The sequence below is a fragment of the Mesorhizobium sp. YL-MeA3-2017 genome (assembly GCF_030814575.1).
Lineage (GTDB): Bacteria > Pseudomonadota > Alphaproteobacteria > Rhizobiales > Rhizobiaceae > Mesorhizobium > Mesorhizobium terrae.
On the sequence record NZ_JAUSVH010000001.1, the window covers coordinates 977277 to 993179 of the forward strand.

General features: G+C 63.2%; 15 protein-coding genes. 2 read left to right on the forward strand and 13 right to left on the reverse strand.

All coding sequences use genetic code 11. From position 1 onward, the window contains the following. Positions 1–94 precede the first annotated feature (94 nt). On the forward strand, positions 95–1282 hold the full coding sequence (locus QFZ88_RS04570) for an MFS transporter (protein WP_024924525.1): 1188 nt from the start codon (positions 95–97) through the stop codon (positions 1280–1282). On the opposite strand, the gene QFZ88_RS04575 is transcribed toward QFZ88_RS04570, so the two are convergent. The 9 genes from QFZ88_RS04575 to QFZ88_RS04615 all read right to left on the reverse strand — a co-directional run bounded on the left by QFZ88_RS04575 (position 1279) and on the right by QFZ88_RS04615 (position 8373). Beyond that, positions 1279–2544: an FAD-dependent oxidoreductase gene (locus tag QFZ88_RS04575; protein WP_024924524.1), complete on the reverse strand. Its 1266-nt coding sequence runs from the start codon at positions 2542–2544 to the stop codon at positions 1279–1281. The genes QFZ88_RS04570 and QFZ88_RS04575 overlap by 4 nt on opposite strands. 6 nt (positions 2545–2550) lie before the next feature. After that, positions 2551–3408, reverse strand: coding sequence for an alpha/beta hydrolase family protein (locus tag QFZ88_RS04580; RefSeq protein ID WP_245317511.1), 858 nt, complete (start codon positions 3406–3408; stop codon positions 2551–2553). 25 nt (positions 3409–3433) lie between these two features. Further along, the gene (locus tag QFZ88_RS04585; RefSeq protein WP_024924522.1) at positions 3434–5353 is read right to left on the reverse strand and encodes a potassium transporter Kup; all 1920 of its coding nucleotides are present in this window, start codon (positions 5351–5353) and stop codon (positions 3434–3436) included. 106 nt (positions 5354–5459) lie between these two features. Further along, on the reverse strand, positions 5460–6200 hold the full coding sequence (locus QFZ88_RS04590; RefSeq protein WP_024924521.1) for a pyridoxine 5'-phosphate synthase: 741 nt from the start codon (positions 6198–6200) through the stop codon (positions 5460–5462). Positions 6201–6349: 149 nt separating this feature from the next. Further along, the gene (locus tag QFZ88_RS04595) at positions 6350–6823 is read right to left on the reverse strand and encodes a DUF1801 domain-containing protein (protein WP_024924520.1); all 474 of its coding nucleotides are present in this window, start codon (positions 6821–6823) and stop codon (positions 6350–6352) included. A gap of 47 nt (positions 6824–6870) precedes the next feature. After that, on the reverse strand, positions 6871–7344 hold the full coding sequence (locus QFZ88_RS04600) for a DUF1801 domain-containing protein (protein ID WP_024924519.1): 474 nt from the start codon (positions 7342–7344) through the stop codon (positions 6871–6873). A gap of 10 nt (positions 7345–7354) precedes the next feature. Beyond that, positions 7355–7576 (reverse strand): hypothetical protein, encoded by a 222-nt coding sequence (locus tag QFZ88_RS04605; protein ID WP_024924518.1) that lies wholly within the window; start codon positions 7574–7576, stop codon positions 7355–7357. A gap of 45 nt (positions 7577–7621) precedes the next feature. Further along, positions 7622–8053: an SRPBCC family protein gene (locus QFZ88_RS04610; protein ID WP_024924517.1), complete on the reverse strand. Its 432-nt coding sequence runs from the start codon at positions 8051–8053 to the stop codon at positions 7622–7624. After that, positions 8050–8373 carry an ArsR/SmtB family transcription factor gene (locus tag QFZ88_RS04615; protein WP_024924516.1) on the reverse strand — a complete coding sequence of 108 codons (324 nt, stop codon included), beginning with the start codon at positions 8371–8373 and terminating at the stop codon, positions 8050–8052. Before QFZ88_RS04615 ends, QFZ88_RS04610 begins: the two co-directional genes overlap by 4 nt. Positions 8374–8526: 153 nt before the next feature. Between QFZ88_RS04615 and QFZ88_RS04620 the strand changes: the two genes are divergently transcribed. Next, positions 8527–9390, forward strand: a complete 864-nt coding sequence (locus tag QFZ88_RS04620; RefSeq protein ID WP_024924515.1) for a hypothetical protein — start codon at positions 8527–8529, stop codon at positions 9388–9390. Between the two features lie 60 nt (positions 9391–9450). Here QFZ88_RS04620 and QFZ88_RS04625 read toward each other — a convergent pair whose 3' ends face one another. The 4 genes from QFZ88_RS04625 to QFZ88_RS04640 form a co-directional block, all read right to left on the reverse strand. After that, on the reverse strand, positions 9451–10578 hold the full coding sequence (locus tag QFZ88_RS04625) for an ATP-dependent DNA helicase (RefSeq protein WP_024924514.1): 1128 nt from the start codon (positions 10576–10578) through the stop codon (positions 9451–9453). 134 nt (positions 10579–10712) lie between these two features. Beyond that, positions 10713–11276, reverse strand: a complete 564-nt coding sequence (locus QFZ88_RS04630; protein ID WP_024924513.1) for an NADPH-dependent FMN reductase — start codon at positions 11274–11276, stop codon at positions 10713–10715. Positions 11277–11430: 154 nt separating this feature from the next. Further along, positions 11431–14577 (reverse strand): efflux RND transporter permease subunit, encoded by a 3147-nt coding sequence (locus tag QFZ88_RS04635; RefSeq protein WP_024924512.1) that lies wholly within the window; start codon positions 14575–14577, stop codon positions 11431–11433. Positions 14578–14583: 6 nt separating this feature from the next. Further along, on the reverse strand, positions 14584–15888 hold the full coding sequence (locus QFZ88_RS04640; RefSeq protein ID WP_024924511.1) for an efflux RND transporter periplasmic adaptor subunit: 1305 nt from the start codon (positions 15886–15888) through the stop codon (positions 14584–14586). Between the last annotated feature and the right edge of the window lie 15 nt (positions 15889–15903).

Genomic DNA, 15903 nt, shown 5'->3' on the forward strand with positions numbered 1-15903 from the left:
TTCAAGGATCCTATGCCAGCCGGCAGTCTAGTTCATGGCAGCGATGCTGTCCATTTTCCGGTCCGAACGCCCCGCCTAACCGGAAAGCGCCGCCATGCCCCTTGCCCTCTACGCTCTCACCGCCGGTGCCTTCGGCATCGGCGTCACCGAATTCGTCATCATGGGTCTGCTGATCGATGTCGGCAAGGATCTCGGCGTCTCCATTACCGCTGCCGGCCTCTTGATCTCCGGTTATGCACTCGGCGTCGTGCTTGGCGCACCGCTGCTCGGCATTGCCACCGCGCGGTTGCCGAAGAAGCCGCTGCTGCTGGCATTGATGGTCGTGTTCACGCTGGGCAACGCCGCCTGTGCGCTGGCGCCGGATTATTGGACGCTGATGGCCGCACGCGTCGTCACCGCTTTCGCACACGCCACTTTCTTCGGCGTCGGCTCGGTCGTCGCCACCAGTCTCGTCGCTCCCGACAAAAAGGCGACGGCGATCGCCGTCATGTTCACCGGCCTCACCGCCGCCACCATCCTCGGCGTGCCGTTCGGCACCTGGCTCGGCCAGCATTCTGGCTGGCGCTCCACCTTCTGGGCGGTGACGTTGATCGGCATTGTCGCGGTCGTCGTCATCCAGCTTCTGGTGCCGAAGCGCCTGCAGGCCGACGCAGTGGCGCAAGACAGCGTCAGCCTGGCCATATTGGTGCAGCCCGCCGTGCTGGTCGGGCTCGCCGTCACCATCCTGTCCTGGATCGGCGTGTTCGGCGCCTTCACCTATATCGCGCCGCTGCTTACCCAGGTGGCCGGTTTCTCCGAGGCCGCCGTCTCGCCCATCCTGCTCGTCTTCGGCGGCGGCCTGCTGGTCGGCAATCTTCTCGGCGGCCGCCTGGCCGACAAGCGGCTCAACGCCACCGTCATCGCTTCACTGGCCGCATTGGCTCTCACTCTGGCGCTTGCGGCATTCGCCATGCATCAGCAGGTCGCGGCCGTCATCTTCGTCGGCCTGCTTGGCACCGCTGGCTTCGCCACGGTGGCGCCGCTGCAGTTGTGGGTGCTGGGCAAGGCCGGAGAAGGCGGCCAGAGCCTGGTATCCTCCTTCAACATCGCCGCCTTCAATCTCGGCAATGCGCTGGGCGCGTGGCTGTCCGGCCTGGTGATTGACCGTGGCCCTGGCCTGGCCGCAGTGCCGCTGTTTGCTGCCATCGCCCCGATCCTGGCTTTGCTCATTGCCGCGATCGCCATCCGCCGGGAACAGCGACAGGCGCTGATCCCGGTCAAGGCCGCGCCGACCCGTTGCTAGGTGACGCTGACGGCGACGGTCGAGAGATTGGGACGTATCTCGCGCCAATCCGGCTCGACCAGGCCGATCGACCGGAAGGGATCGACCATCGTTCCGGCCACCATCGAGGCCAGCAGTTGCGGCGCGGGCGGCACCCGTGCCGCGATCGCAACCAGCCGGTCGCGGATGAAGGGCAGTACCGTCGAATCCGACTGATAGAACGGCGTGAACATCAAGGACAGCGCCTGGAAGCTGCGCACGTGCCGCCGCCGCGCCGCGGCATAGACCGACAGCGCATCGGTCACGTCGCCGTTCTCTTTCAAGGCATGGGAAAGTGCCGCCGCATCGAGCAGCGCCATATTGGCGCCCTGCCCGAGTTGCGGGCTTGTCGAATGAGCAGCGTCGCCAATGATGGCCAACCGCCGCCCGGCCGGCATCTTCAACGTGTGATGGCCATAGCGGGCCAGCGTCAGCTGATCGAAGCTGTCGATCTGCGCAAGGTAAGGTGCGCAGGCCGGCCACAACGCCAGCACACGCTCCTTCCATGCCTGTAGCCCCCGTGCCTGCACCGCCTCGGCATCCGCCGGCTTCAAGCTCCAGAAGAAGGCCGCCATCTTCTCGCCGCCGGGCTCGGCCCGGCCGATCGGCAGCACGCCGATCATCACATTTGCCCGATTGTAGCGCTGCAGCAGCGCATGCTCGTCAAAACCCTCGCCGCGCCAGCCAAGCGATGCCCAGAAAGCGCCATAGGTCAGCGGCCGCGGCTCGGCCGGAGCCGCCGCATACCCACGCAGCTTCGACCGCGAACCGGTGGCATCGACGACCAAATCAAACGGGCCGGCACCACGGCCGTCGCCATCAACGAGGCGGGCCCGCTCGCCGCTTTCCAGGCCGATCAGATCGACGCCGGTCTCGATCGTTATGCCCGCCTCGCGCACGGCGCGATAAAGCACGCCGAACAGCGCCGCGCGATGGACGGCAAGGCCGAAGCGCCCGCCCGGACGGGCGTCGTAGCGCACGTCGAGCACGGTGCAGCCGCTGGACGAATCGGCGCCATGCAGGCGGTCGATGCGGCTGCCGAGTGTTAGGATCGCGTCGAGCAGGCCGAGATCGGAGAGCACTGTGAGCCCGGTCGGCTGCAGGATCAGGCCGGAGCCGACGGGCGATGGTTTTTCGAAACGCTCGAAGACGGTGACGTTGTGGCCGGCGCGATGCAGATAGAGCGCGGTCGCCAACCCGGCCGGACCAGCGCCGGCAATGGCGATATCGAGACGTTTGGACATCAATGGCTACAGCGTCTTGGCGAACCAATCGGCGGTCTTGGCGATCACCGGCTCGACACCGCTGCGGAAGAAACTCAGCGCATGGTAGATGTGGTTCTCGCCCGGCAGCACCAGCGCCTCCTTCGGGCTAGCTGGAGCGGACGCGACGAACGGCTCGACATAGGCCGCCGAAAAGTCGTCGCTGCCGGCAATAGCCAGATAGGCGCCGTGATAGCGGGCAATGGCAGGCGCGAGCTGGAACTTGTCCAGGCTGTCGAAGAAATCCTTCTTCAGAACGAGTTGGTGATTGCCGAAGTCGATGACGGCAACACCAGCTTTCGCTGCCTTATCGAACGTCTTCTGGCCGACGTCGCCCACCATGTCCTTGTGGAAGTCGCCGACGGACGACCAGGTGACCAGCGATTTCACCAATGCTGGGTTCTGCTCCGCCGTCAGGATGGCGATGCCGCCGCCAAGGCTGAAGCCCAGCACTCCGAGCCGCGCGGGATCGACATGGTCATTGGCCTTGAGATAGGCAAGTGCGGACGTCGCGTCGGCCAACTGGCTGTCGACGGTCAGATCCTCGGCACTGCCATCACTTTCGCCGAAGCCGCGGAAGTCGATGCGCAGCGAGGCGATGCCATTGGCGGCCAGCGCCTCCGCCTCGCGCTTGTACATGGAAGCGACTTCGTCGCGGCTGCCCGCGAAACCGTGCAGCATCAGCACCACCGGCGCCTTGGCGACGCCGTCTGGCAGGCTGAGCGTACCGGCCACGCCGCTTTCCAGCGTCACCACCGTCTCAGCGGCACGTGCGGCGCCAATGGACGAAAACGCTGCAACGACAGCCACCAACATGGCAGCCAATGGCTTGGTCCCCCGCATCATTGCCTCCCCCAGGACCCGTGAACGGTTAGATCGCCACCTGTGTACCGATCTCGACGACGCGACCGGTTGGAATCTGGAAATATTCGGTGGCGTCAGCGGCCGTGCGCGCAAGGCCGATGAACATCCTGTCTTGCCACACCGGCATGCCGGAACTGGGCGAAGCCTTCAGCGAGCGGCGCGACAGGAAGAACGAGGTCGTCATGATGTCGAACTTCCAGCCCTGCTTGCGGCAGATGGCCAAAGCCTTCGGAATGTTGGGCTGCTCCATATAGCCGAAGGTCAGCGTCACACGCATGAACAGCTCGTTGATCGTCTCCATCTTGACGCGTTCGCTGTCGGGCACGACCGGCTGCGGCGCCGTCACCACCGAAAGAATGACGTTCTGCTCGTGCAGCACCTTGTAGTGCTTGAGGCTGTGCATGAGCGCGGTGGGCGCGCTCATCGGATCGCTGGTCAAGAACACCGCTGTGCCGGCGACGAGCTGCGGCTTCTTCTTCTGCAGATTGCCGGCCAGGAAATCGAGCGGGATTTCGTTGCGGCGCGTCTTCTCGAACAGGTAGCGGCTGCCGCGCACCCAGGTCCACATCACCAGCACCACCGAGAAGGCGACAGCCAGCGAGGCCCAACCGCCTTCGAACACCTTGACGATGTTGGAAATAAAGAAGCCAAAATCGATGAAGGCGAACAACGCGGTCAGTGCCACGGCGACGCTGAGCGGCCACTTCCAGATGCGGGTCATGATCACGAACAGCAGAACCGTCGTGACCAGCATGTTGCCGGTGACGGAGATGCCATAGGCCGAGGCCAGCGAACTCGACTGCTGGAAGCCGACCACGAGCAGCATAACCACGATCGCCAGGATGAAGTTGACGCGCGGCATGTAGATCTGGCCGGACTGCCTTTCGGACGTATGCTGGATTTCGAGGCGCGGCAGCATGTTGAGCTGCACGGCCTGACGGGTCAGCGAAAACGCACCGGAGATCACCGCCTGGCTGGCGATCACGGTTGCCGCCGTGGCCAGAACGACCATCGGGATCAGCGCCCAACCCTCGTTCATCTCGAAGAAGGGATGGCCGACTTCACCGCCCTTGGCCAGCACATAGGCGGCCTGGCCGGCATAATTGAGCAGCAGGCACGGGAAGACGATGGAGAGCCAGGCCAGCACGATCGGCTTGCGGCCGAAATGGCCGAGGTCTGCGTAGAGCGCTTCCGCGCCGGTCACCGCCAGGAAGATCGCGCCGACCGTGACGAAGGCGACACCCGGCGAATTGATGAGGAAATGGACGATGTAGTAGGGATTGATCGCCAGCAGCACCTCGGGATCGTCGACAATATGCACGATGCCGGAGGCGCCAATGGCAAGGAACCAGAAGGCGGTGATTGGCCCGAAGATCATGGCGACGCCACCGGTGCCGAAGCGCTGGACGGAAAACAGGATGGCCAGGATGAACAAGGTCAGCGGCACGACATAGGGGTCGAAGGCCGGCGTAACGACCTTCATGCCTTCAACCGCGGAGAGCACGGAGATCGCCGGCGTGATGACGGCGTCGCCATAGAACAGTGCTGCACCGACCATGCCGATGCCCAGCACGAGGGCCGAGCGTTTCTGGAAAGTGGCGCGCGCCAATGCCATCAGCGACAGCGTACCGCCCTCACCGCGGTTGTCGGCGCGCAGCACGAACATGACATATTTGATGGTGACGATGATCGTCAGCGCCCAGATGATCAGCGACAAGACGCCGAGAATGTCTTCGCGCTTGGTCAGCTCGCTGCCAGACGCTGCTACCAGCGCCTCGCGGAACGCATAGATCGGACTGGTGCCGATATCGCCATAGACAACCCCCAGCGCGCCCAGCATCAGCACCTTGGTGCTGTGCTGTTCGACCCCGGAATGCTCGGGTTGTTCGGTTGCTTCTGCCTCAGAGCCATTATTGGCAAGGGCCATCGGCGACACTCCGTTTCAAGCGCGCGGTGCTCTACGCTTGCTGCATTGCAATATCAAGTGCCCCGACGTCACTGCCCGCAGATAGCCGGCAGCCGCAAGACGTACCCTACCATCCACATGCCTTGAGGAACCTTGCGACCGTTCCCGCCATGCCATACTGCAGCGCATCGGCTGTCAAGCCGTGCCCGATCGAGACTTCCGCCAATTTGGGGATACGTTTCACCAGCGGCGGCAGATTGGCTACCACGAGGTCGTGTCCGGCATTGACCTCAAGGCCGGCAGCGATTGCCGCGTCGGCGGTTTTTCCGAGCTTTTCCAACTCCTTACCTGCCTTTTCGGAATCGGAATGATAGCCGCCATAGGGGCCGGTGTAGAGCTCGATACGGTCGGCGCCGATGTCGCGTGCGGCGGTCACCCCGGCCGGATCTGGATCCGCGAACAGCGAGACCCGAAAACCACCCTTCTTCAGCCTTTTCACGACGGGGGCCAGGAAGGCCGCCTGTTCGACGAAGTTCCAGCCGTGGTCGGAGGTGGCCTGCGCTGGATCGTCCGGCACCAACGTCACCTGTTCGGGCTGGTGCTTTTCCACAAGCGCCAGAAAATCTTCCGTGGGATAACCCTCGATGTTGAATTCGGCCTTGGGGAATTCGTCGTCGATCAGCGCCCTGAGCTCGGGCAAGTCCGAATGGCGGGTGTGGCGCTCATCGGGGCGCGGATGCACGGTGAGCCCATGCGCGCCGGCGGCAAGCGCGATGCGGCCAAGCCCGGTGACACTTGGCCAAGGCAGATCGCGACGGTTGCGCAGCAGCGCGACGGCATTGAGGTTCACGGATAGTTTTGTGGGCATGGTCGGCCTTGGGCGGTTGCGGGCGGCAGAAGCTATAGCCCAGCCCCAGGCAAACAAACAGGGTCGAGTACGGGGCAGCAAGTGCGCCAGCATGCCCAGCTCACAGGGCCAATGCCATGCACGGTCAACCCGAGAAGTACCCACCAGCGCTACCTTTGGGCGCTCTTCGGCGCTTTCCCGGAGCGGGCAGGGTGCGTTGCAGCCCGTGTCGAAACATTCAGTGCCACGGCGGCACGAATGAGCGCCACGAATGCCTCTTCATTGATCTTGCCACCCTCATGGAAATCGATGGCGCGCCGGACATTACCATCGAGGCTGGAGTTGAAGAGACCCGTGGGGTCTTCCAGCGCGGCACCCTTGGCAAAGGTCAGCTTCACGGCGGCCTTGTAGGTCTCGCCGGTGCAGATCATTCCATCGTGCTCCCATACCGGAACACCCAGCATCGAGTTCGATGGCTTGCGCCATTTTACTTCCTCGACCACGTCGGGCTTGGCCCGTTTGATAAGTGCGCGAAGTCGTCCGAGCACTTCACCCCGCCAGTCGCCAAGCGCATTGATCGTGGCATCGATCAGTTGGGAGGGGGAGGCTTCTTGGCCTAAGTCCGTCGAACCGTTTTTCTGCATCGTCGCCATCGCTTCCTTCGTGCTTGTCGTCGCTATCACGCCGGACGTTACAGTTTTTCGCCCAGCAACTGACTAGCCTGCTTCACCCAGTCGGCAAATTGCGCTTCGTCGAACCGGCCTTCGTGAATGTCGTAGTAGCGGATTTCCTTCTGTTTGGAGGTGCCTGGCGGAACTGGGTCCAGCGCCGCACCACGGAAGAAGCTGACTTTCACATATTTGGCGAACACGTGCAGGCCGAGGAACCAGCCCTGGCCTTCGTCCGCAACGCCGTAGAGAGGCGAATTCCATTTCACCGCCTTGCGCACGCCGGGAACGGTGCGTTCGATGACAGCATCAATGCGACGACCAATATCGCTCTTCCAGCCCGGCATGGCCGCGATATAGGCCTGAACCGGCTCGTCGCCGTAGCCCTTTGCGATCTGCGGGTTGCCGCCTGAGAGCAGCACCGGTTCCCCGGCCGCAGGCTTGGTTGTGGTTTTCTTTGTGCTCATCGCCGATTTTCCGGATGTCTTTCCAGCCATTGCGTTCACTCTACCCAACCGTGCTTCGCTCGCCGCGCCACTTGGCGGCATGGGGCAAGATGAACATGTAGAGGCCTGAGAACAGCAGCAGGAAGAGCGGCAGCAGCGGCGAATAGACGATCCAGGCCGGCGGTTGTCCCAGCGCCATGGCAGCGAAATTGGCGGCGACTGTCGCCGTGAAGACAATCGAAAGCCAGCGATGGCCCTGACGTATCCACTTGTTCCAGTTCATTGTTTCTATCTCCCTTGAAAGCGAGCCAAGTCGGCGCGGCAACCTTCATTCCGTCCTCGCCAAAACCTGTTCGAGGTTCGTGAGGAACTGCTGCCAGCCCGCCTTGGCGCCGCCGAAAGCCTGTTTCTGATCCGGCCGGAAGCCTGCCTGTTCCACACGCAAACGCGTGCCCGAACCCGTTGGGGTGAGTGTAAACGTCACCACACTTTTCATATTGTAGGCCGGATCGTCGTGGGCGAAGTCCCAGGTATAGGACAGCGTCTTGCCCGGATCGATGGCAAGGACTTCGCAGTCCAACACACCGCCCCAGTCGCCGCGCAGATTGAAGCGGTGGCCGACGGCAGGTTTGAAATCGTTCTTCATCAGCCACTCCTCCATCAGGTGCGGTTGCGTGAGCGCGCGCCAAAGCTTCTCCGGTGGGAAAGGGATATCGCGTTCAACGACGACAGAGCGCGTTTCGGTCGACGTTTCAGTCATTGGTCCATCCTTTTCAGCAAATCTTCGAGTTTGTCGAACCGGCTCTCCCAGAACCCGGCCATTTCGCTGGTCCAGTCGACCAGAGGAGAGAGAGCGGCGAGTTGCGCGCTGTAGTGGGTCTGCCGTCCTTCATGGCGGTCGCGCACCAGTCCCGCGTGTTTCAGGACGCCGAGATGCTTGGAGACGGCCGGCTGCGAGACCCCTGCCCGCGCCGTCAAGGCGCCGACTGTCTGCTCGCCTTCCCGACACAGCCGCTCGAAGATCGCCCTCCGCGTCGGATCGGCGAGTGTTTTGAAGAGCAGATCGTGATTGTCCGGCATTTGAAATCGATAACCCGCTGGCTATTGATTGACGTATAACCAAAGAGCTATATGTCAGTCAAGTCCACTCCCCGCCCCGATGTGAAAGGGCTCCAGCTTTCTGTTGCGCCCAGGCTTTGGATGGGCGACATGGAAGGGCTCCCGGGAGGCCCCATGCCAACACTGCGCATTCTCGATTCGCTGACCGACCCTGGAAACGCTGCCCGCGCCAATGAGGACGCCGTCGGCGGCAACGCGTCCGCTGCCTTCGTTATCGATGGCGCCACCGGTCTTGGCGGGCGGCCGCTGCTCGGTCCGACATCCGATGCGGCATGGCTCGCCGGTTTCGCGAAAACGGTTTTCGAGGCCGAGGCCACCACCGCGACGCCGATTGCCGATGTGGTGCGTGCCCTCAACAACCGCGTCGCGCAATTGATCGCCGAGGCTGCAGGCTCAGACCCGGTCGAGGCCTGGGCGTTGCCTACGGCGAGTTTCCAGCTGGCGCGTGTCGAGGGCTCCGAACTCGCCATCTACGGTCTCGGCGATTGCCGGCTTTTCCTCGTCGGCGCCGACGGCGCGACATTCGAAACCAGCGAGGCATACAGCAAGGCCGAAGGCGAAAGCGCACGCCGCGCCGTCACGCAGGCTGGCGGCCTTCGCGCATGGCGTTCACTGGCCGAGGAGCCGACGGTGCGCGAAGCCTTGCGCCGCTCGCGCGCTCGCCACAACCAACCGGGCGGCGCGGTCTGGACTTTGGGCAGCGCGCCGGAAGCCGCATCCCATCTTGCCGTGCAGCGGATTACCCCTGCCCTGCCGGCACGCGGCCTTCTGGCCACAGACGGCTTTTCCGCGCTGGCCGACAAATATGGCCGCTACGACGGTGCCGCGCTTATCAAGGCAACCTCGGAACGCGGCCTTGTCGCCCTCATGGCCGAACTCCGCCGTATCGAGCGCGAGGAAGACCCCGACGGCCAGACATATCCGCGCTTCAAGGTGAGCGACGACGCCACCGCCTTGCTGTTCGAGATTATCGACTGATCTGCTGAACAAAGGGCTGCGCCGTCGCTTCGACGGCGCGGACAAGGCATGTCTTGCGCTCTAGCGCACCACAGTCAAACGCTCAGCCGCGCGCGTGATCGCCGTATAGAGCCAACGCTGACGCGTTTCCTTGAAAGCGAAGCTTTCGTCGAACAGCACGACCTCGTTCCACTGCGAACCTTGCGCCTTGTGTACGGTCAGCGCGTAGCCGAAGTCGAAATCGTCGAAACGCTTCTTCTGCTGCCATGGGATTTCTTCATCCGGGTTCTCGAAGACGGCCTTGAGCAGCTTGATCTTGGCGACGCCGCGATCTGGATCGTCTTCTTCGGGCGAGACTAGCAGGTTGATGCCCGGCTTTACCGTTTCGCGCGACGACGTCATCACCTTCCACAACGAGCCGTTGAGCAGCCCCTTGGCGGGATCGTTGCGCAGGCAGACCAGCTTGTCGCCGGCTTGCGGATAGTCGGCGGTGAACCCCTTCAGCTCGCGCAGGCGCTGGTTGTAGCGGCGGCGCGTCTGATTGCGACCGACCAGCACCTGGTCGGCCTTCAACACCAGGTCCTGCGTGACATCCTCGCGCCCGATCACCTGCGCGGCGCCAAAGTCGCCCTTCATGAACTCGCGGCCTTCACGCACGTCGAGTGCCAGCCTGATGATCGGGTTGTCGCGCGCCTGGCGATGGATCTCGGTGAGCAGATAATCCGGCTCGTGCTCGGTGAAGAAGCCGCCACCGGAGATCGGCGGCAGCTGGGCCGGGTCGCCCAGCACCAAAACGGGCGTGCCGAAAGACAGCAGATCGCGCCCCAGCTGTTCGTCCACCATCGAGCATTCGTCGATGATGACGAGTTTTGCCTTGGCGATCGGGCTCTGGCGGTTGAGCGAAAAGGTCGGATTGATCGAGGTCTTGCCGGTGGTCTCATCCTCCACCGCCTCCTCGCCGCGCGGGCGGTAGATCAGCGAATGGATGGTGCGGGCATTCACCGCGCCCTTCGAACGCAGCACCTGCGCCGCCTTGCCGGTGAAAGCCGCGAATTGCACCTGGCCGTCGACATGTTCGGCGAAATAGCGCGCCAGCGTGGTCTTGCCGGTGCCGGCGTAACCGAACAGGCGGAAAACCTGCGGCTGGCCGATCTTCAACCAGCGCGCAACCGCCTTCAGCGCCTCGTCCTGTTGAGGAGAAAATTCCATCGGCGAGACAAAGGAGATTCTGTCGCCGTCGGCAAGACCCTTGCCGCATATTGCTGCCAAAGGTTAGCGGCTTGTGGCATGAAAAAGGCCGGGCATTTGCACGCCCGGCCCGCATTGTTCACCGGAAAACGGCTTTACGCAGCTTTCTTGGTATGCAGCGCGATGTGCTGCTGGAATGCCTTGCCGAAGGCGGTCAGGAAATCCTTGGTGCCCTGATTGGTCAGGTTGCCGGCTTCGTCGAACAGGCTGGCCGCGCTGCCGATATAGGCTTCCGGCTGTGCCATCACCGGCATGTTGAGGAAGGCCAGGGACTGGCGCAGATGATGGTTGGAGCCGAAGCCGCCAACGGCGCCGATCGATGTCGAGACCACCGCCGCCGGTTTGCCGTTCAGCGCACCCTGGCCATAGGGACGGGAAGCGACATCGATGGCGTTCTTGAGCACGCCCGGCACCGAGCGGTTGTATTCGGCGGTGACAAACAGAACCGCGTCCGCATTTGCGATATGCTTGCGGAACGCGACCCAGTCGGCGGGCGGGTTGGTGTCCAAATCCTGATTGTAGAAAGAGACAGCGCCGATATCGAGGAAATCGAACTCGAGGCCCGGCGTCAGTGCGACGAGCGCCTTGGCGATCTTGCGGTTGAAGGAATCCTTGCGGAGGCTGCCGACAAGCACGGCCACTTTGGTCATGGAAAACATCCCTTGGGAGAATGGATTGCTGCTTGGCCCCGATATGCGGGACCGACGAAAAGGCGCCCGCTGGCTCGTTCATCCCCTCAGCCGTCGACAGGCGGGGACACCTTACCCGGATCGACCCGCGCGGCAATTCAACAGATTGCGAACAGTGCGTCGCCTATTCGGCTGCCGCCTTGCGCTCCTCGTCTTCCTCGAACAGCGAGGCCTGGTCGCCGCCAACCACATGCAGCTCCGGCTTGCGCTTGCTGCCGAAGCTCAGCAGCCACTCGGACAACCACTCCATGTAGAGGTAGATGACCGGGGTGACAAACAGAGTCAGCACCTGCGAGACCATCAGGCCGCCGACAACGGCGATGCCGAGCGGCTGGCGCAGTTCGGCGCTGGCACCATGGCCGATGGCGATCGGCAACGTGCCCATCAGCGCCGCCAGCGTCGTCATCATGATCGGGCGGAAACGCATGACGCTGGCCTTGAGGATGGCATCCAGCGGCGTTCGTCCCTCGCGTCGCAGCACCAGTGCGACGTCGATCATCATGATGCCGTTCTTCTTGACGATGCCGATCAGCATCAGAAGGCCGATGACGGCGATTACCGAAAAATCCATGCCGGCCAGCCTGAGCGACAGCATGGCGCCGAGCAGCGCCGAGGGCAGGCTGGTCAGGATGGTCAGCGGGTGGATGAAGCTCTCATAGAGCATGCCCAGAACGATATAGATCGTCAGGATCGCGCCGGCGATCAACAGGCCCTGGTTGGCCAGCGAATCCTGGAAGGTCTTGGCCGTACCGGCAAAGGTGGTCGAGACGGTCTTCGGCACGCCGATCTGCGCCTTGATCTGCTCGATGCGGTTGACCGTGTCGCCGAGTGCAACGCCGTCCGGCAGATTGTAGGAGACGGTCACCGCCGGCAGCTGGCCGAGCTGGTTGATGGTGAGCGGACCGGCGGTACGGTCGACGCGCGCGAAGGCGCCGAGCGGGACCAGCGAACCGCTGGAGGTGCGGAACTGGATCGACAGCATGCGCTCAGGCGACCAGTCGATCTTGGGATCAAGCTCGGTGATGACCTGGTAACTGTCGGCGGCACCGAAAATGGTCGTGACCTGGTCGGTGCCAAAACCGCCATAAAGGCTGTTGAGCAAGGTGTTGGTGTCGACGCCAAGCGTCGCCGCCTTGTCGCGATCGACGATCAGAGACGCCTGCAAGGCATTGTTCTGCAAGTCGTTGGTGACATCGGTGAAGGTGGCACGGTCGGCCACCATGGCGTCTGTCAGCTTCTGCGCCCACAGATTGGTATCACTCGTGGACAGGGCCTGCACGACCAGCTGATAGGAGCTCGCCGAGGAGCGCGCGCCCAGGCGCAGGTTCTGCACCGGCTGCATATAGGTATCGATGCCGGCGACGCCGGCAAGCTGGCGCCGCAGCGAGGAAATGACCGTGGCCATGTCGGGACGCTGGGCCTTCGGCTTGAGCTGGACGTAGAGCGACGCCTGGTTCAGCGCACCGGAATTCGAGCCCACCGACGAGGTCACATGGGCGACATAGGGCGAAGTCTGGAAAACATTCGCCACCTGCCCTTGCAGCTTCACCATCGCGTCGAAGGAAATGTCCTGGCGCGCGCGCGTCGTCACCGAGATCTGGTCGATATCCTCTTGCGGCAGGAAACCCTTCGGCGAGATCGTGAACAGCCACACCGACAGTATGGCGGTGCCGATAAAGACGAGGAACACCATGAAATGGTGCCTCAGGCAGAAGGACAACACGACGTCGTAGGAACGGACCAGCCAATCGCGCTCGTGTTCGGGGCCGTGCTCGCCCTTGCCATGCCGCTTCGGCAAGCTGAGAAGTCTGGAGCACAGCATCGGCGTCAGCGTCAGCGACACGAACATCGAAGCCAGGATCGCGACCGTCACCACCACCGCGAATTCGTTGAAGATACGGCCGATGACACCGCCCATCAGAAGCACAGGGATGAACACCGCCACCAGCGAGATCGAGATCGAGACGATGGTGAAGCCGATTTCGCGGGAACCCTTGAGCGCCGCCTGATAGGCCGGCAGCCCGTCCTCCTCCATGTGCCGGTAGATGTTTTCCAGCATGACGATGGCGTCGTCGACGACGAGGCCGACGGCCAGTGTCAGGCCCATCAGCGAGATGTTGTCGATGGAGAATCCCAGCAGGAACATGACGCCGAGCGTCGCGATCAGCGAAATCGGCACCGCCACGGCTGGGATGATCGTCGCGGTCACGCGGCGCAGGAAGACGAAGATCACCAACACCACCAGCGCGATTGTGAGCAGAAGCGTGAACTGCACGTCGACCACCGCAGCGCGGATTGAGGTCGAGCGGTCGTTCATCAGGTTGATGGACGCCGCGGCCGGCATCTGGCTCTCGAAGGACGGCAGCATCGCCTTGACGCGATCGACCACGTCGACGGTGTTGGCGTCGGGCTGGCGTTGAACGGCCAGGACGATGGCGCGTGTGTTGTCGAACCAGGAGGCGGTCGTCGTGCTCTGGACGGAATCGATGACGCGCGTGACGTCGCCCAGTCGGACCGGATTGCCGTTCTTGGTGGCGATGATGATGTTGGAGAACGCAGCCGCATCCTGAAGCTGCGTGTTGGTAGTGATGGTCAGCTGCTGCTTGCTGTTCTGCAGCACGCCGACCGGCGCGTTGCTGTTGGCCGACTGCACCGCCGACTGCAGCTGATCGATCGAGATGCCGCGCGCCGCCAGCGCCGTCGGGTCGATCTGGATGCGCACGGCGTATTTCTTCTGGCCCCAGACCATCACCTGCGCGACGCCGTCGATGGTCGACAGCGACGGCGAGATGACGTTTTCGGCAATGGCGTCGAGCTGGGTCAGCGGAACCGTGTCGCTGGCCAGCGCCATCAGCAGGATCGGCGCGTCGGCCGGATTGACCTTCCTGTAGCTTGGCGGCGACGTCATTTCCGGCGGCAATTGCCGCTGCGTTCGGGCGATTGCCGCCTGCACGTCAGCGGCGGCGGCGTCGATGTCACGGTTGAGCACGAACTGCACCGCGATCGAGGTCGAACCCAGCGAGTTGCTGGTCGAGATCGAATCCACGCCCGCAATGGTTGCAATCTGCTTGATCAGCGGAACGGCCACCGACGTCATCATCGAGTTCGGCGAAGCACCGGGCAGCGAGGCGGAAACATTGACCGTCGGGAATTCCGCGCTCGGCAGCGCCGCGACCGGCAGGAACTTGTAGGCAAACAGACCGCCCAAAATGAGCGCCATCGACATCAGCAATGTGGCGACAGGCCTGCGGATGCAGAACTCGGAGATCATCGCTCGTCAGCCCGCTGTTTCGGTCTTGGTGGCTTTGTCCGCCGACTTCGGCGCCTTGCTGTCGCCAGAGCCGCCCTTGTCGCTTCCAGTCTTGCCGGTGCCTTCCTGGGCGCTTGCCTCGCGCACCGCCGCACCCGGCTTCAGGCTGAGCTGGCCATCGACGACGACCTTTTCGTCGCCCTTCACGCCGCTGGCGATAGCACTGTCTTCACCATGCGTGAGCGCGACTACCACCGGCCGTGCCTCGACAGTGTTGTCGGCCTTGACCACATAGACGAACGAACCGCTCTGGCTGGGCTGGATGGCAACGGTAGGCACGGACACCATCTGCGGCATGGCGCCGGCATCGACCGTGACCTTCACATATTGCCCGGGCCACAGCTTCAGGTCGGCATTGGGCACCGTAGCACGCGCCGTGATGGTGCCGGACGCGGTGTCCACCGTGGAGTTCACAAAATCAAGCGTGCCGGAGCCGATCGGCTTCGCATCGCCGTCCTTGGTCAGCGTCACCGTGATTGAACCCGGCTTCGCCAGCGCCTGCTGCAAAAGATTGAGGTCAGCTTCCGGCAGATTGAAGGAGACCCGCAACGGATCCATTTCGGTGATCGTCACCAATGGTGTCGCGCCGGTACCAGTCGCGCCGCCGGCCGTGACGAGATCGCCGATGCTGACGCTGACGGCACCGAGTCGACCGGAGATCGGCGCGGTGATGGCGGTGAAGCTCAGTTGCACGGTGTCGACGTCGATCGCCGCCTGGTCGGCGGCCACAGTAGCGTGAGCAGCCTTCTGGGCCGCCAGCGCCTGATCATAGCTCTGTTGCGTTCCGGCTTGCTTGGCGAGCAGGTTCTGGGCGCGGGCAAGGTCGGCATCGGCACTTGCGGCCAGCGCTTGATCCTTGGCCAGCGTCGCCTTGTCCTTCTCGACCTGCGCCTTCAGCGCGCGATCATCCAGCGAAATCAGCAGATCGCCTTGCTTGACCATCTGGCCGTCGGTGACGGCGATGGCCATCACCTGGCTGGCGACGCGGGCATTGATATTGGCCACCGCCGGCGAAGCCAGAAAACCGATAGCGTAGCGTTGAACCGGAAAATCCGTGACCTTGGCGACCGCTGTCGCGACAGTGACAGCGCGATTGCCTGCCTTGCCCTTGCCTCCGCTCAGATCGGTCGCCGCCTGGGCGGCAACCTCCTTCTGGCCGAACGGCAGCTTTTGCCAGACCCATGCCGCACCCGCGGGCCAGAGATAGAGACCTGCGGCCACGATCGCGACAGCCCCACCAAGTGCGGCGAATGTTTTCCTGCGATCCGACAAAGGCCCTCTCGATCC

Excerpts from the sequence above, each read along its gene's own strand:
- QFZ88_RS04605 (WP_024924518.1), bottom strand. The coding sequence starts at position 7,576 with ATGAACTGGAACAAGTGGATACGTCAGGGCCATCGCTGGCTTTCGATT.
- QFZ88_RS04615 (WP_024924516.1), bottom strand. The coding sequence starts at position 8,373 with ATGCCGGACAATCACGATCTGCTCTTCAAAACACTCGCCGATCCGACG.
- QFZ88_RS04620 (WP_024924515.1), top strand. The coding sequence starts at position 8,527 with ATGCCAACACTGCGCATTCTCGATTCGCTGACCGACCCTGGAAACGCT.
- QFZ88_RS04580 (WP_245317511.1), bottom strand. The coding sequence starts at position 3,408 with ATGATGCGGGGGACCAAGCCATTGGCTGCCATGTTGGTGGCTGTCGTT.
- QFZ88_RS04630 (WP_024924513.1), bottom strand. The coding sequence starts at position 11,276 with ATGTTTTCCATGACCAAAGTGGCCGTGCTTGTCGGCAGCCTCCGCAAG.
- QFZ88_RS04595 (WP_024924520.1), bottom strand. The coding sequence starts at position 6,823 with ATGCAGAAAAACGGTTCGACGGACTTAGGCCAAGAAGCCTCCCCCTCC.
- QFZ88_RS04610 (WP_024924517.1), bottom strand. The coding sequence starts at position 8,053 with ATGACTGAAACGTCGACCGAAACGCGCTCTGTCGTCGTTGAACGCGAT.
- QFZ88_RS04575 (WP_024924524.1), bottom strand. The coding sequence starts at position 2,544 with ATGTCCAAACGTCTCGATATCGCCATTGCCGGCGCTGGTCCGGCCGGG.
- QFZ88_RS04585 (WP_024924522.1), bottom strand. The coding sequence starts at position 5,353 with ATGGCCCTTGCCAATAATGGCTCTGAGGCAGAAGCAACCGAACAACCC.
- QFZ88_RS04590 (WP_024924521.1), bottom strand. The coding sequence starts at position 6,200 with ATGCCCACAAAACTATCCGTGAACCTCAATGCCGTCGCGCTGCTGCGC.
- QFZ88_RS04570 (WP_024924525.1), top strand. The coding sequence starts at position 95 with ATGCCCCTTGCCCTCTACGCTCTCACCGCCGGTGCCTTCGGCATCGGC.
- QFZ88_RS04625 (WP_024924514.1), bottom strand. The coding sequence starts at position 10,578 with ATGGAATTTTCTCCTCAACAGGACGAGGCGCTGAAGGCGGTTGCGCGC.
- QFZ88_RS04635 (WP_024924512.1), bottom strand. The coding sequence starts at position 14,577 with ATGATCTCCGAGTTCTGCATCCGCAGGCCTGTCGCCACATTGCTGATG.
- QFZ88_RS04600 (WP_024924519.1), bottom strand. The coding sequence starts at position 7,344 with ATGGCTGGAAAGACATCCGGAAAATCGGCGATGAGCACAAAGAAAACC.